Here is a 14,932-nt window from a genome sequence, read left to right as displayed (position 1 = left end):
CTTCAGGACTCTGCTGAGCAATTCATCAATCGAGTCGAAGCGTAGTTGTTTGCCGTGCATGGTTGTAGTGACTGCAAGTTGCTGGTCGGATGCAAAGAGCGGGCATGTCGTTAGAATCTTGGGCGGGTCGGGACGTGCCGGAGTTGACCGCCCGGGTGGTGCGAGCAGCGTTCCCCAAGAGGACGCTGGCAGTCCGGATCCGGGAGGCGCTGGGCTCAGAGCAGTGGGTTCTGCTGCTCGATGTACTGGCGCACGATCGACAACGGTGCACCGTCGGCGGATCCGGCGAAGTAGGAGCCACCCCGGTTCCGCTCTCGACGGGACAACCGGCAGGCGATCCGGTTCACCAGGAACGCCCGGTTCACGATCGCGACAGGCGGGAAACTGTCCCTGCCGAAGATCGGTGACCTCACGGTGCGCTGGTCACGCCGCCTGCCGTCCGATCCGTCCAGTGTGACGGTGATCAAAGACGCGGCGGGCCGGTACTTCGCCTCGTTCGTGGTCGAGGTCGCCGAACGGCCGTTGCCCCGCATCGAGGTGGAGACCGGTATCGATCTGGGGTTGGGGCATTTCGCGGTGCTGGCCGATGGCCGGAAGATCGACTCGCCCCGGTTTCTGCGCCGAGCCGAGAAGAAACTCAAGCGCCTGCAGAAGCTGTCCTCGCGCAAGGAGAAGGGATCGGCGAACCGGGCCAAGGCCCGGATGAAGGTGGCCCGGCAGCATGCGAAGGTCGCCGATGCGCGCCGGGAGTTCCACCATCAGGCCTCTATGCGGATAGTTCGCGAGAACCAAGCGATCTATGTGGAGGACTTGGCGGTCAAGGGGCTGGCCCGTACGCGGCTGGCCAAGAGCGTGCACGATGCGGGCTGGTCGGCGTTCGTGGGCGTACTGGAGTACAAGGCGAAACTCCACGGTCGTACCTTCGCCCGGATCGACCGGTTCCATCCCTCCTCCAAGCTCTGCTCGGCGTGCGGGAACCTGGCGCAGGTGATGCCGCTGAACGTGCGGGAGTGGGTGTGCGCCTGCGGCGTGATGCATGACCGGGATGTGAACGCCGCGATCAACATCTTGGCCGCCGGGAGGCGGCAGGTCGCCGCTGGACGGAAACCCGAACCTGAGATGGGCGGGAAGCGGAGACCCCAAACGCCTGTGGAGGCAGATAAGACCCCACACCCAGCGCGCAAGCGCCGGGCACGACCGACGAAGCAGGAAGCCACCGAAATGCCGCATGACACCATGCGGCACAGGCGGAATCCCCGGGATTCATCCCGGGGAGCGCGTCAACGCAGGTCCATGATCATGCCGGCTCCGACGGTCCCGTTCGTGGCCTCGTCCACCAGGATGAACCCACCGGTCAGCCGGTTACGCGAGTAGTCGTCCACGAACAACGGCTGGGTGATCCGCAACGACACCCGTCCGATCTCGTTGAGCGACAGCGAGGTGGCCGTCTCGTCGCGGTGCAGCGTGTTGACGTCGAGCCGGTAGTGCAGGTCGCGGACGAGCGCCCGAGCCGTCCGCGTCGTGTGCTTGATCATGAGCTTGGAGCGCGGCGCCAGCTTGGCGCTGTCGGCCATCCAGCAGATCATGGCGTCGATCTCCTGCGCCACCTGCGGCTGGTTGTTGGGCCGGGCGATCATGTCGCCGCGCGAGATGTCGATGTCGTCCTCGAAGCGGAGCGTCACCGACATGGGCGGGAACGCCTCCTCCACCGGCCCGTCGAAGGTGTCGATCGAGGCGATCCGGGTGGCCAGGCCCGAGGGGAGGTGGACGACCTCGTCGCCGGGCTTGAGCACGCCGCCCGCCACCTGGCCCGCGTAGCCGCGGTAGTCGTGGAAGGCGTGGTCGGTGGCCCGCTGCGGGCGGATCACGTATTGGACGGGGAAGCGCACGTCGACCAGGTTGCGGTCGGAGGCGATATGGACGTTCTCCAGGTGGTGCAGCAGGGACGAGCCGTGGTACCAGGGCATGTTCTCGGACCGGGAGACCACGTTGTCGCCGTTGAGCGCCGAGATGGGGATGAACGTCAGGTCGGCCACGTTGAGCTTCGAGGCGAAGGCCGTGAACTCCTCGCGGATCTCCTCGAAGCGTTCCTCGGAGTAGTCGACCAGGTCCATCTTGTTGACGGCCAGGACCAGGTGGGGCACCCGCAGGAGCGTGGTCAGGAAGGCGTGCCGCCGCGACTGCTCCAGGACGCCCTTGCGCGCGTCGATGAGGATGATCGCCAGGTCGGCGGTGGAGGCGCCGGTGACCATGTTGCGGGTGTACTGGATGTGGCCGGGCGTGTCGGCGATGATGAACTTGCGGCGCGGCGTCGCGAAGTAACGGTAGGCCACGTCGATCGTGATGCCCTGCTCCCGCTCGGCCCGCAGGCCGTCGGTGAGCAGCGACAGGTCGGTGTATTCGGTGCCGCGGTCGCGCGAGGTGCGCTCGACCGCCTCCAGCTGGTCCTCGAAGATCGCCTTGGAGTCGAAGAGCAGGCGGCCGATCAGGGTGGACTTGCCGTCGTCGACACTTCCCGCCGTGGCGAAACGCAGAATGTCCATGGGTTTAGAAGTAGCCTTCCCGCTTGCGATCCTCCATGGCGGCCTCCGAGGCGCGGTCGTCGGCCCTGGTGGCCCCGCGCTCGGTGATCCGGGTGACCGCGATCTCCTCGATGATCTCCTCCACCGTGGCGGCCGTGGACTGCACGGCCCCGGTGCAGGTCATGTCGCCCACCGTGCGATAGCGCACCACCGCCTCGAACAGCGGCTCGTCATCGCCCCGCTTGACGACCTCGGAGTCGGGCAGCAGCATGCCGTCACGCTCGAAGACCTTGCGGGTGTGGGAGAAGTAGATGGACGGGATCTCGATGCCCTCGCGCCGGATGTAGTCCCAGATGTCGAGCTCGGTCCAGTTGGACAGCGGGAAGACCCGGATGTGCTCGCCCTTGCGGATCCGGGCGTTGTAGAGGTTCCACAGCTCGGGGCGCTGGTTCTTGGGGTCCCACTGGCCGAAGTCGTCGCGGAAGGAGAACACCCGCTCCTTGGCGCGGGCCTTCTCCTCGTCGCGCCGGGCGCCGCCGAAGACGGCGTCGAACTCCTGGTCCTCGATCGCGTCGAGCAGCGTGGTGGTCTGCAGGCGGTTGCGCGAGGCGCGGCGGCCCGTCTCCTCGACCACGCGCCCGGCGTCGATCGAATCCTGCACGCTGGCCACGATCAGGCGGGCGCCCAACTCCTCGGAACGGCGGTCGCGGAACTCGATGACCTCGTCGAAGTTGTGGCCGGTGTCGACATGCATCAGCGGGAACGGGATCGGTGCCGGCCAGAACGCCTTCTCGGCGATCCGCAGCATGACGATGGAGTCCTTACCGCCCGAGAAGAGCAGACAGGGGCGCTCGAACTCCGCCGCCACTTCACGCATGATGTGAATGGCCTCGGCTTCGAGTACGTCGAGCTGCGACGTCGTGTAGTCGCGCTGGAGCATAGGGGCTTCCTCCGGCCTTCAGCGATGCAGGTCCCGAATCCCGGCGAGCAGGGCAGACGCCAAGTCCGGTAGGGAAACAAGGATATCCGGTAGTGAGGGGTCGGCTTGGTTGTAGGTCAGCGGCGAGCCGTCGATGCGGCTGGCGTGGGCCCCGGCCGCCTGCGCGACGGCGACGGGCGCGGCCGAATCCCACTCGTACTGGCCTCCGGCGTGCACGTACGCCTCGACCTCGCCGGTGAGCACAGCGGAGATCTTCGCTCCGGCCGACCCGATCGGCACGAGGTCGGCGCCGACCAGATAGGCCAGCTTCTGCACGAACTCGGGCGGCCTGGTGCGGCTCACCGCGATGCGGAACCTGCCTTTGTTGACGGCGGGGTCGAAGGTGGGCAGCGTGGGCGGCTCGGCGGTGTTGAGCGTGCGGCCCTGGGCGGGCAGCGCCACCGCCCCCGCTCTCAGCGCGCCCTGCTCCCAGAGCGCCACGTGGACGGCCCAGTCGGACCGGCCCTCCTCGGAGAACTCGCGGGTGCCGTCGAGCGGGTCGACGATCCACACCCGTGAGGCGCTCTGCCTGCGCGGGTCGAGGCGTTCCTCGCGGGTGGCCTCCTCGGAGAGCACGCAGTCGCTCGGCCGCAGCCGGGCCAGCGACTCCATCAGGAAGACGTGCGCGCTACGGTCACCCTCGGCCCGCAACGCGGACGCGTCGGCGAAACCGGAACGCCTGCGAACCTCCAGCAACCGCTCGCCGGCCTCCGTCGCCAGGTCGGCGGCGAGGGCGTGGTCGTCCCGAATCGTCATCAATAAGCTCCTTGCCCGCGGGCGACGGCCGACCAGGTTTTCCAAAGAATCTGTAGATCCAACATAAGAGACCAGTTCTCCACGTAACGCAGGTCGAGGCGGACGGATTCCTCCCAGGACAGGTCGGATCTTCCGCTGACTTGCCACAGCCCGGTCAGCCCCGGCCGGACCAGCAGCCTCCGGCGGACGTCGTCGCCGTAGCGAGCGACCTCTTCCGGCAGCGGCGGGCGCGGGCCGACCAGTGACATGTGCCCGAGCACCACGTTGATGAGCTGCGGCAGCTCGTCGAGCGAGTGCCGCCGCATCAGCGTGCCGAGCGGCGTCACCCGGGGGTCGTTGCGGACCTTGAACAGCACACCGTCGCTGTCGCTGACGAGGGTGATCTTCTGCTGCTCCGAACCGCGCCGCATCGTGCGGAACTTCACGATCATGAAGGGCCGGCCGTCCTTGCCGACCCTGATCTGCTTGAACAGCGCCGCCCCGGGACTGGTCACGCGTACGGCCAGCGCCAGCCCGCCCAGCAACGGAGCCAGGCACACCAGCAGCAGGGCGGCCACCACCCGGTCGAAGCCGTTCTTGACCAGCTGCCTGACCCCCGCCAGCTCGGGGTGCTCGACGTGCAGCAGCGGCAGCCCGGCGGCCGGCCGGATCATCGTGCGCGGCCCGGCCACGTCCATCAGCGCCGGGGCGACCACCAGGTCGGTCCGGGTGCGCTCCAGCCGCCAGGCCAGCCGCCGCAGCGCCTGACCGTCCATCTCGGGGCAGGCCAGCACGGCCACGGTGTCGGCGCCGGACTGGTCGACCACGATCGACACGTCGCTGAAGCCGCCCGCGACGGGCACCTCCCCGACCCGCTCGCCGGGCGCGTCGTCGGGCAGGCAGGCGGCCACGACCTCCATGCCGTGATAGGGCTCCCTGCGGAACAGATGGACCAGCTCGGCGATCGCGGAGGCGTGCCCGACGGCCACTACCTTGCGCATGCACGCGCCCGCGGCCCGGCGGCGGTGGAGCGAGCAGCGCAGGGCGTACCTGCAGAAAAGAGTGAGGAGTGTCACGAGCGGCAGGGCGAGGACCACGTAGCCGCGGGCGATGTCGGTCTTGGTCACGTAGGAGCCGATGGCCGTCGCGGCGGTCAGCGCGACGCCGCACTGCACGACGCGGCGGAACTCCTCGGGCCCGATGCCGAGCATGCGCGGCTCGTACGCCCGGTTGAAGGCGACCGTGCAGACCCACAGCACCGGCAGAGCCACGCTGACCATGAGGTACGGCGCGGAGTAGGCGGTGAAACCGCCGAACCTGACGAAGAACGCGAAGCCGGACGCCGCCCCCGCGCACAGGAAGTCGCCGAGCATGGTGCGAACGCGGTAGGCGCGTATCCAGGGGGGCAGGTGCGGACTGAGCCGCCCGGACCTGGCGTGGCCGGACCGGGCAGCGGTCAGCAGCCCTTCGCCGTCGCGCACGAATCCTCCACGTGACCGTTGATCAACAGACAGTCACCAGATCGTAGCGCTGAGCGACACGCGGGAAACCGCGAACGCCTCTATGCGATGGTCAGCGAGGAGGGCCGGAAATGTGGAGATCGGCGCGGTGGAACTCGTTCTGCGTGGTTTCGAGCCCGCGCTCCATCAGCGACTCCACCACGTCGGCCGCCCGGTCGACCAGGAAGGCCAGGTCCTTGCGCTCGGCCGTGGCGAAGTCCTTGAGCACGTAGGCGGCTGGGTCCATGCGGCCGGGCGGGCGCCCGATGCCGAAGCGGACCCGCAGGTAGTCGCGGGTGCCGAGCACCTTGGTGATCGACTTCAGCCCGTTGTGGCCGTTGTCACCACCGCCGAGCTTGGCGCGCAGCGCGCCGTAGGGGACGTCGAGCTCGTCGTGGACCACGATCAGCCGGTCGGGACCGAGCTTGTAGAAGTCGGACAGTGCCTTGAGCGGGCCGCCCGACAGGTTCATGTACGTCAGCGGCTTGGCGAGCACCGCGCGGCTGGACTCCAGCACCTCGGCCCGGCTCCGGTGCGCCTTGAACCGCCCGCCGGCCCTGGCGGCCAGCTCGTCGAGCACCATGAAGCCCGCGTTGTGCCTGTTGCCGGCGTATTCGGCGCCCGGGTTGCCGAGCCCGACGATCAACCAGCGGTCCATGTGCCTTCCTTAGTGTCTCCCACAAGCGAAACGGGGCAGCCGGCGGCTGCCCCGTCGCCGAACAGCGGTGTGCTACTCGCCGGCTTCCTCGGTGACCGTGGCGGTCGCGGCAGCCTCGGCGGCCTCGGCCTCGGCCTCGGTGGGCTCCTCGACCGGCTTGGGGATGACCTGGAGGATGACGGTCTCGCCCTCGGCGATCAGCGTGGAGCCCTCAGGCAGCTTGAGGTCGGCGGCGGTGATCACGGTGCCGATCACCAGACCCTCGACGTCGACCTCGACGCCGGTCGGGATGTGGGTGGCCTCGGCCTCGACCGAGACGGAGACGAGCTGCTGGTCGAGCAGGCCCTCGGAGTTGACGGCGCCGACCGTGGTGACCGGGATGTCGACGGTGACCTTCTCGCCCCGCCGGACCAGGAGCAGGTCGACGTGCTCGACGAAGCCCTTGATCGGGTCGCGCTGAACGCCCTTGGGCAGCGCGAGCTCGTCGACGCCGTCGCCCTTAAGGTGGATCAGCACGTTGGCGGTGCGGAGCGCGAGGAGAACCTCGTGGCCGGGCAGCGTCAGGTGCTTGGGGTCGGTGCCGTGGCCGTAGAGGACCGCGGGCACCTTGTTGTCACGACGGATCTTGCGAGCGGCGCCCTTGCCGAACGTGGTGCGCGGCTCGGCGGCGATACGTACTTCAGACACGACATCTCCTAGGGATGCATTGCGGGATTTGCGCTCCCCCTCACCCGCCCTAGCGGAAGGCGTTACGAACGCAACCGTAAAAGTCTACCGGCTCAGGTGTCGCCCTCGAACAGGCTGGTGACCGACCCGTCGGTGAACACCTCCGTGATCGCGCGCGCGATCAACGGCGCGATCGACAGGACGGTGAGCTTGTCGAACCTGTTGGCCTGGGACAACGGCAGGGTGTTGGTGACGATGACCTCGGAGATCCGGGAGTTCTTCAGCCGGTCGACCGCGGGATCGGAGAACACCGCGTGGGTGGCGGCGGTGATCACGTTGGTGGCGCCCTGCTCGTAGAGGGCGTCGGCGGCCTTGCAGATGGTGCCCGCGGTGTCGATCATGTCGTCGATCAGCACGCAGGTGCGCCCCTGCACCTTGCCGACGACCTCGCTGACCTTCACCGAGTTGGCCACGTCGAGGTCGCGGCGCTTGTGGATGAAGGCCAGCGGCGTGCCGAGCGTGTCGGCCCAGCGCTCCGACAGCCGGACCCGGCCGGTGTCGGGCGAGACGACCGTGGTGTTGGCCAGGTCGAGCCGGTTCTTCAGGTAGCTCTCGAGCACCGGCATGGCGAACAGGTGGTCGACGGGGCCGTCGAAGAAGCCCTGGATCTGCGAGGTGTGCAGGTCTATCGACATGAGCCGGTCGGCGCCCGCGGTCTTGAACAGGTCGGCCATCAGCCTGGCCGTGATCGGCTCGCGGCCGCGGCTCTTCTTGTCCTGCCTGGCGTAGCCGAAGAACGGCATGACCACGGTGATGCGCTTGGCGGAGGCCCGCTTCAGCGCGTCGACCATGATGAGCTGTTCCATGATCCACTGGTTGATGGGCCCGGTGTGGCTCTGGATCACGAAGGCGTCGCAGCCGCGGACGGATTCGAGGTAGCGGGCGTAGATCTCGCCGTTGGCGAAGTCGATCAGCTTGGTGGGCGTGAGGGAGACGCCGACGTGCTCGGCGACCTCCTCGGCGAGCTCCGGGTAGGCCCGGCCGGAGAAGAGCATGAGGTTCTTCTCGCCCGGCTGCTTGATGCTGGTCATGAGATCTCCTTCGTCGGTCTCGTGACCACGGTGCGGTTGTTAATGATGACCTCGGCAAGCTCGGTCATGCGCCACTCTCCTGCTGCTCTTGCTCGGCCAGCGCCTTTTCGGCCGCCGCAGCCGACTTCGTGCCCGCGCGCCTGCGCAAGACCCATTTCTCGATGTTGCGCTGTCGCGCCCTGGCCACGCCGATCGCGCCCGGAGGGACGTCGCCGTCGATGACCGAACCGGCCGCGGTGTACGCGCCGTCGCCCACGGTCACGGGGGCGAGGAGCATGGAGTCGCAGCCGACGAACGCGCCGTCGCCCACCTTGCTGCGATGTTTGTTGATGCCGTCGTAGTTGACGAAGATCACGGCCGCGCCGATGTTGACGTCGTCACCGATCGTGGCGTCGCCCGCGTACGACAGGTGCGGCACCTTCGACCGCTCGCCGACCTGGGTGTTCTTCATCTCGACGAACGTGCCCGCCTTGGACTTGTGCCCGAGCACGGTGCCGGGGCGCAGGTAGGCGTAGGGGCCGACGCTGGCTTCCGGGCCGACCACGGCGTGGTCGCAGACCGCGTTGCGCACGACCGCGCCCGCGCCGACCTTGGTGTCGGTGAGCGTGGAGCCCGGCCCGACCTCCGCTCCGGCCTCGATGACGGTATGGCCGTGCAGTTGCGTGCCCGGGTGGACGACCGCGTCGGGCTCGATCTCGACGCCGACGTCGATCCACGTGCTGGCCGGGTCGATGATCGTGACTCCGGCGCGCATGTGGCCGTCGAGCAGCCGCTGGTTGAGCACCTTGCGGGCGAAGGCCAGCTGTACCCGGTCGTTGACGCCCTCGACCTCGGTGAAGTCGGCGGCGACGTGCGCGCCGACCCGGTGGCCGTCCTCCCGCAGGATGGACAGCACGTCGGTGAGGTATTCCTCACCCTGCGCGTTGTCGGTCGAGACCCGTTTGACGGCGTCGGCGAGCAACAGCCCGTCGAAGGCGTAGATGCCGGAGTTCATCTCCGTGATGGCGCGCTGCTCCGGGGTGGCGTCCTTCTCCTCCACGATCTCCAGGACGGCGCCGCCGGGGCCGCGGATGATGCGCCCGTAGCCGGTCGGGTCGGGCACCTCGGCCGTCAGCACGGTGACCGCGTTGCCGTCACCCGTGTGCCGGTGGAGCAGCTCGGCGAGGGTCTCCGTACGCAGCAGCGGCACGTCTCCGTAGGTGACGAGGACGGTGCCGGCGATCGTGCCGAGCTCTTCGAGCACGGTGCGCACGGCGTGGCCGGTGCCGCGCTGCTCACGCTGGACGACGGCGCGCGCGTCGGGACTCGTCTCCGCCAGGTGCGCGCCGACCCGTTCGGAGGCATGGCCGATGACGACGATGAGCCGTTCGGGACCGAGGTCGCGAGCGGCGGTGAGCATGTGGTCGACCAGAGTGCGGCCGCACATCTCATGAAGGACTTTGGGGGTCTGGCTCTTCATCCGGGTGCCCTCGCCTGCGGCGAGGACGATGACTGCGGCCGGGCGCGGCACACTCACGGACTGGGGCTCCCTGTGGCTGGGCGGTTCGGGGCGGCAGCTTTCGCACCGCCACCCTCCCGACACCGTGAGGATACCCAACCGACACTCGCGCTCTAGCGGCGGGGAGTGCCTCCAAGCTCCCGGAAGAGGACTCGAACCCCTACAAAGTGGACCAAAACCACTTGTCCTGCCGATTAGACGATCCGGGACCAAATCGGACACCTGAGCGTCCGACGCACTCCTACGATACCGATCCCTGGCCCACGCGCGCGCCACATAACAGACCGCCCGAAAAGCCGCAAGATACAGAAGCTACTCCTCTCATGGGACAGAAGTCGCCTTCGCCACACTCGCCGCTTAGGTCTTACTAACTTACGATGGCGTAGGTTACGGTGGCGTAGCCAGGACATTCATCCTCATACATGTCGTGAGAGGTAGCCCATGACCGTTATCACCGAGCGCACCTCCCCTGGACCGAAGCCCGACATCGAACCCGACCCCCGGACCAAGGCCGAGCTCGTCACCTTCGCCCTCGTGGTAGGGCTCCCCCTCATCGCGATCGTGGCCGCGGTGCCGTTCGCGTGGGGATGGGGTCTCGGCTGGAGCGACATCGTCATCGCGTTCGTCTTCTATGTCGTGAGCGGGCTCGGCGTGACCGTCGGCCTGCACCGCTACTTCACGCACGGCTCGTTCAAGGCCAAGCGGCCCCTGAAGATCGCGCTGGGTATCGCGGGCAGCCTCTCGCTGGAGATGTCCGTGCTCGACTGGGTGGCCACGCACCGCAAGCACCACAAGTTCTCCGACAAGGAGGGCGACCCGCACTCGCCGTGGCGCTTCGGGCCCGGCTTCAAGTCGCTGTCCAAGGGCCTGCTGTACGCCCACATGGGCTGGATGTTCGACGCCGACCGGACCAACCGCGAGAAGTACGCCCCTGACCTGGTCAAGGACGACGACGTCGTCAAGCTGCACAAGTGGTTCGGCCCGCTGGCCCTCACCTCGCTCCTGCTGCCCGGCGTCCTCGGCGGCCTGGTCACCTGGTCCTGGCAGGGCGCGCTAACCGCGCTGTTCTGGGGCTCGCTGGTCCGCATCGGCCTGCTGCACCACGTGACCTGGTCGATCAACTCGATCTGCCACGTGTTCGGCGAGGAGGACTTCCAGGTCCGCGACAAGTCGCGCAACGTGTGGTGGCTGGCCATCCCCTCCTTCGGCGAGTCGTGGCACAACCTGCACCACTCCGACCCCACCTGCGCCAGGCACGGCGCGCTGAAGGGTCAGATCGACCTCAGCGCCGGCCTCATCCGGATCTTCGAGCGGCTCGGCTGGGTCCACGACGTACGCTGGCCGACCCCCGAACGCCTGGCGGCGAAGCGCATTGGCTGATTCCGGCTCATTGCTGACCGATCCTTTGATGACGGGCTCTTCTTCGAGCACCGCCATTATGGAAACCGTGACCGAACCCAGATCTCGCAGGCGCATGACCGGCAGAGAGCGAAGAGAGCAGCTGATCCAGATCAGCCGCACGCTCTTCGCCGAGAAGGGGTTCGACGGGACCTCCATCGAGGAGATAGCGGCAACGGCCCAGGTCTCGAAGCCGGTGGTCTACGAACACTTCGGCGGCAAGGAGGGCGTCTACGCGGTCGTGGTCGACCGGGAGATGCAGAAGCTGCTCAGCATGATCACCGAGGCGCTCTCCGCCTCCCACTCGCTGATCAAGCTGGAGCGGGCGGCCCTGGCGCTGCTCCACTACATCGAGGAGAGCAGCGAGGGCTTCCGCATCCTGGTGCGCGACTCGCACGCCGCCTCGGGCACGGGCACGTTCGCGAGCCTGATCAGCGAGATCGCCAGCCAGGTCGAGGACGTGCTCGCCGACGAGTTCGTGGCCCGCGGCTACGACCCCAAGCTGGCGCCGATGTACGCGCAGATGCTCGTCGGCATGGTGGCCCTGACCGGTCAGTGGTGGCTCGACGTGCGCAAGCCGGGCCGCGAGGAGGTCGCCGCCCACGTGGTGAACCTGGCCTGGAACGGCCTGACCGGCCTCAACCCGCAGCCGGCCATCACCGCCTCCGGCCGCGCCCACCCCGTCGTCGCCGTGCCGCGGGCCAGCGAGAAGGAGCTGCGCGAGCTGGAGAAGGCCCGCGACAAGGAGCTCAAGGAGGCCGAGAAGGCCCGCCAGCGGGAGTTCAAAGAGGCCGAGAAGGCCAGGGTCCGCGAGCTGAAGGAGCGCGAGCGGCTGCTGAAGGAGGCCGAGAAGGCCCGCGAGCGCGAGGAGAAGCTGCGCCAGCGGGAGGCCCGGCTGGTCGAGCGCGCGGCTCGGTTGGAGCAGGCTGACCAGGTGGAATAAGCCGTTGCCGCTTAGTTCACGTTCCGTTCAACCAAATGGGGCATATTTCTCATATGTCCGCGGAACCGCTTCAGCCCGAGAGTGACCTCCCTCTGCCACAGGAGAGGTTCCTCAACCGTGAGGAGAGTTGGCTACAGTTCAACGAACGCGTCCTGGAACTGGCTGAGGACTCCTCCCTCCCCCTCCTCGAACGCGTGCGCTTCCTGGCCATCTTCGCCAGCAACCTGGATGAGTTCTTCCGGGTACGCGTGGCCGGGCTGAAACGGCGGATGGCCACCGGACTGCTGCTCAGGACGAAGAGCGGGCTGAAACCGCGCGAGGAGCTGGCCCGGATCGCCGCGATCTCCCACACGCTGGCCAAGCGGCACTCGGCCGTCTTCCACGAGCAGGTCTGCCCGCAGCTCGCCACCGAGGGCATCGAGATCGTCAGATGGGACGACCTGGGCCGCGAGGAGCGCACGGAGCTGCGCAAACTGTTCAGGGAGCGGATCCGGCCGGTGCTGACGCCGCTGGCCGTCGACCCCGCACACCCCTTCCCCTATATTTCGGGACTCAGCCTTAACCTGGCGGTCCTGGTGCGGAATCCGGCGAACGATCACACCGTGTTCGCCCGGGTCAAGGTGCCCTCGCAGCTGCCGAGGTTCGTCACCGCCTCCAAGGACAGATTCGTCCCGCTGGAGGATGTCATCGCGGCCCATCTGGGCCAGCTCTTCAAGGGCATGGAGATCGTCCAGCACCACGCCTTCAGGGTGACCCGCAACGAGGACCTCGACGTGGACGAGGACATCACCGAGAACCTCATGCAGGCGCTGGAGCGGGAGCTGAAGAACCGCCGCTTCGGCCCGGCCGTGCGGCTGGAGGTCGAGGACACCATCACGCCCGAGGTGCTCGACCTGCTCGTCGAGGAGCTCGAAGTCGCGCCGCACGAGATCTACCAGCTCGCCGGGCCGCTGGACCTGACCGGGCTGCACGCCCTCGCCGACCTGGACCGGGCCGAGCTGAGCTACCGGCCGTTCGTCCCCGCTGAGGCCGTGCTGGCCGACGACGACATCTTCGCGGCGCTGCGCGAGCGGGACGTGCTGCTGCACCACCCGTACGACTCCTTCGCCACCAGCGTGCAGCGCTTCATCGAGGCGGCGGCCGAGGACCCGAACGTCCTGGCGATCAAGCAGACGCTCTACCGGACCAGCGGCGAGTCCCCGATCGTGGACGCGTTGATCGACGCGGCCGAGTCGGGCAAGCAGGTCGTCGTGGTGGTGGAGATCAAGGCCCGCTTCGACGAGCACGCCAACATCGAGTGGGCGCGAAAGCTGGAGAAGGCCGGCTGCCACGTGGTCTACGGCGTGGTCGGGCTCAAGACCCACTGCAAGCTGGCCCTGGTCGTACGGCAGGAGCCGTCCGGCGAGCTGCGCCGCTACTGCCACATCGGAACGGGCAACTACAACCCCAAGACGGCCAGGCACTACGAGGACATCGGCCTGCTCACCGCGGACCCGCTGGTCGGCGAGGACGTCACGGACCTGTTCATCCACCTGACCGGCTACTCCAACCACTCGGCCTACCGCAGGCTGCTCGTCGCCCCGCACTCGCTGCGCGGCGGCCTGATGGCCAGGATCGAGCGGGAGATCGCGCACCAGGAGGCGGGCCGTCCCGCGCGCATCAGGATCAAGACGAACTCCCTGGTGGACGAGCCGCTCATCGACGCCCTCTATCGGGCGTCCCGGGCCGGTGTGCAGGTGGACCTGTGGGTGCGGGGCATCTGCGCCCTCCGCCCTGGTATCCCGGATCTGTCGGAGAACATCCGCGTACGGTCGGTGCTGGGGCGTTTCCTGGAGCACTCCCGCATCTACGAGTTCGGCCTGGGCCGGCGGCCCGAGGTGTGGATCGGCAGCGCCGACCTGATGCGCCGCAACCTGGAACGCCGGGTCGAGGCCCTGGTCAAGGTGACCAGCCAGCAGCACAGGGCGTACCTCATCGACCTGATGGACCGCGCCACCGCCGACACGACGAGCGCGTGGCTGCTGAACTCCGACGGCACCTGGGTGCGTCATCCGGGCGAGGACCTGCAGAGCATTCTGATCGGCACCCGCCGCTGGAGGAGCGTTGATGACTGATCCGCTCCGCGCGGCCGGAGCCGTGGTGTGGCGCGGTGACGAGCACCGCCCCGAGGTGGCCGTCATCCACCGCCCGGCCTACGACGACTGGACCTTCCCCAAGGGCAAGCTGAAGCAGGGCGAGCACGTGATCGCCGCGGCGCTGCGCGAGGTGCGCGAGGAGACCGGCCTGGTCACGACGCTCGGCCGCGCCCTGCCGCCCGTCCACTATCTGATCACGGACCGGCTCAAGCGGGTGGACTACTGGGCGGCCCAGGCCACGGACGAGAGCGTGGCGTTCGCCCCCGGCGACGAGGTGGACGAGCTGCGCTGGCTGCCGCTCGACCGCGCCCGCGAGCTGCTGACCTGGGAATGGGACGCGGGCCTGCTCCACTCGCTGGAGGCGGCGCCGCTGGCCACCGTCCCCCTTGTCCTGGTACGGCATGGCTCCGCGGGCTCCCGGCAGGCGTGGCAGGGTGATGACGCCCTGCGCCCCCTCGACACGGACGGCCGGGCCCAGGCGGAGACGGTCGCCCGGGTGCTGCCCGCCTACCGTCCCGAGATCCTGGTCAGCTCGCCCAGTCTCCGATGCGTTCAGACGCTCCAGCCGTACGGCCGGAACATCAGGACCGAGCCGCTGCTCAGCGAGGAAGGCCAGGACGCGGACAAGACGCCCGCGCTGGTCGCGGAGCTCAGGATGGCGGCGGCGGTGTCCAGCCACGGCAAGGTGCTGCCCGATCTGATCCGCTCGCTCAGCGGCAAGGACGTGCACCTGCGCAAGGGGGCGTTCGCCGTCCTGCACCGGCTGGGCGAGCGGGTCGTCAGCGTGGAGCGTTACCCGACCTGAGGC

The 14,932-nt window shown here is 68.3% G+C and carries 14 protein-coding genes and 1 tRNA gene; 5 read left to right on the top strand and 10 right to left on the bottom strand.

The window, feature by feature from the left end; translation table 11 throughout:
* Positions 1-215: 215 nt before the first annotated feature.
* Entirely contained in the window at positions 216-413 is a 198-nt protein-coding gene (locus LDL49_RS59870) for a hypothetical protein (RefSeq protein ID WP_308016217.1), read from the bottom strand.
* Between LDL49_RS59870 and LDL49_RS31560 the strand changes: the two genes are divergently transcribed.
* Complete coding sequence (locus LDL49_RS31560) at positions 337-1,374, top strand: RNA-guided endonuclease TnpB family protein (protein ID WP_308016220.1); 1,038 nt, start codon at positions 337-339, stop codon at positions 1,372-1,374. The two genes, LDL49_RS59870 and LDL49_RS31560, sit on opposite strands and share 77 nt — an antisense overlap.
* On the opposite strand, the gene cysN is transcribed toward LDL49_RS31560, so the two are convergent.
* The 9 genes from cysN to LDL49_RS31515 all read right to left on the bottom strand — a co-directional run bounded on the left by cysN (position 1,281) and on the right by LDL49_RS31515 (position 9,857).
* On the bottom strand, positions 1,281-2,543 hold the full coding sequence (gene cysN, locus LDL49_RS31555) for a sulfate adenylyltransferase subunit CysN (RefSeq protein WP_225296334.1): 1,263 nt from the start codon (positions 2,541-2,543) through the stop codon (positions 1,281-1,283). The two genes, LDL49_RS31560 and cysN, sit on opposite strands and share 94 nt — an antisense overlap.
* Positions 2,544-2,547: 4 nt before the next feature.
* The gene (gene cysD, locus LDL49_RS31550; RefSeq protein ID WP_225296332.1) at positions 2,548-3,462 is read right to left on the bottom strand and encodes a sulfate adenylyltransferase subunit CysD; all 915 of its coding nucleotides are present in this window, start codon (positions 3,460-3,462) and stop codon (positions 2,548-2,550) included.
* 18 nt (positions 3,463-3,480) lie between these two features.
* Positions 3,481-4,257: a 3'(2'),5'-bisphosphate nucleotidase CysQ gene (locus tag LDL49_RS31545; protein WP_225296330.1), complete on the bottom strand. Its 777-nt coding sequence runs from the start codon at positions 4,255-4,257 to the stop codon at positions 3,481-3,483.
* Complete coding sequence (locus LDL49_RS31540; protein ID WP_225296551.1) at positions 4,257-5,609, bottom strand: sugar transferase; 1,353 nt, start codon at positions 5,607-5,609, stop codon at positions 4,257-4,259. Before LDL49_RS31540 ends, LDL49_RS31545 begins: the two co-directional genes overlap by 1 nt.
* A gap of 199 nt (positions 5,610-5,808) precedes the next feature.
* Entirely contained in the window at positions 5,809-6,393 is a 585-nt protein-coding gene (gene pth / locus LDL49_RS31535) for an aminoacyl-tRNA hydrolase (RefSeq protein ID WP_225296328.1), read from the bottom strand.
* A gap of 72 nt (positions 6,394-6,465) precedes the next feature.
* Positions 6,466-7,080: a 50S ribosomal protein L25/general stress protein Ctc gene (locus LDL49_RS31530; RefSeq protein WP_225296327.1), complete on the bottom strand. Its 615-nt coding sequence runs from the start codon at positions 7,078-7,080 to the stop codon at positions 6,466-6,468.
* Positions 7,081-7,172: 92 nt separating this feature from the next.
* Positions 7,173-8,150 carry a ribose-phosphate diphosphokinase gene (locus tag LDL49_RS31525; protein WP_225296325.1) on the bottom strand — a complete coding sequence of 326 codons (978 nt, stop codon included), beginning with the start codon at positions 8,148-8,150 and terminating at the stop codon, positions 7,173-7,175.
* A gap of 64 nt (positions 8,151-8,214) precedes the next feature.
* Positions 8,215-9,666, bottom strand: a complete 1,452-nt coding sequence (gene glmU, locus LDL49_RS31520) for a bifunctional UDP-N-acetylglucosamine diphosphorylase/glucosamine-1-phosphate N-acetyltransferase GlmU (protein ID WP_225296323.1) — start codon at positions 9,664-9,666, stop codon at positions 8,215-8,217.
* Between the two features lie 119 nt (positions 9,667-9,785).
* Positions 9,786-9,857, bottom strand: a tRNA-Gln gene (locus LDL49_RS31515).
* A gap of 232 nt (positions 9,858-10,089) precedes the next feature.
* Between LDL49_RS31515 and LDL49_RS31510 the strand changes: the two genes are divergently transcribed.
* From LDL49_RS31510 to LDL49_RS31495, 4 genes are read left to right on the top strand one after another with little or no spacing between them, the layout of a single operon-like run.
* The gene (locus LDL49_RS31510) at positions 10,090-11,028 is read left to right on the top strand and encodes an acyl-CoA desaturase (RefSeq protein ID WP_225296321.1); all 939 of its coding nucleotides are present in this window, start codon (positions 10,090-10,092) and stop codon (positions 11,026-11,028) included.
* A gap of 58 nt (positions 11,029-11,086) precedes the next feature.
* Positions 11,087-11,989, top strand: a complete 903-nt coding sequence (locus LDL49_RS31505) for a TetR/AcrR family transcriptional regulator (protein ID WP_372470473.1) — start codon at positions 11,087-11,089, stop codon at positions 11,987-11,989.
* A 53-nt stretch (positions 11,990-12,042) separates the two neighbouring features.
* Positions 12,043-14,103: an RNA degradosome polyphosphate kinase gene (locus LDL49_RS31500; RefSeq protein WP_225296319.1), complete on the top strand. Its 2,061-nt coding sequence runs from the start codon at positions 12,043-12,045 to the stop codon at positions 14,101-14,103.
* Complete coding sequence (locus LDL49_RS31495; protein ID WP_225296317.1) at positions 14,096-14,929, top strand: NUDIX hydrolase; 834 nt, start codon at positions 14,096-14,098, stop codon at positions 14,927-14,929. Before LDL49_RS31500 ends, LDL49_RS31495 begins: the two co-directional genes overlap by 8 nt.
* Positions 14,930-14,932: the final 3 nt, after the last annotated feature.

This window comes from Nonomuraea aurantiaca (genome assembly GCF_020215705.1).
Taxonomy (GTDB): Bacteria; Actinomycetota; Actinomycetes; order Streptosporangiales; family Streptosporangiaceae; genus Nonomuraea; species Nonomuraea aurantiaca.
The sequence above is the reverse complement of the archived record's forward strand: the minus strand, read 5'-3'. Positions and strand labels throughout refer to the sequence as shown.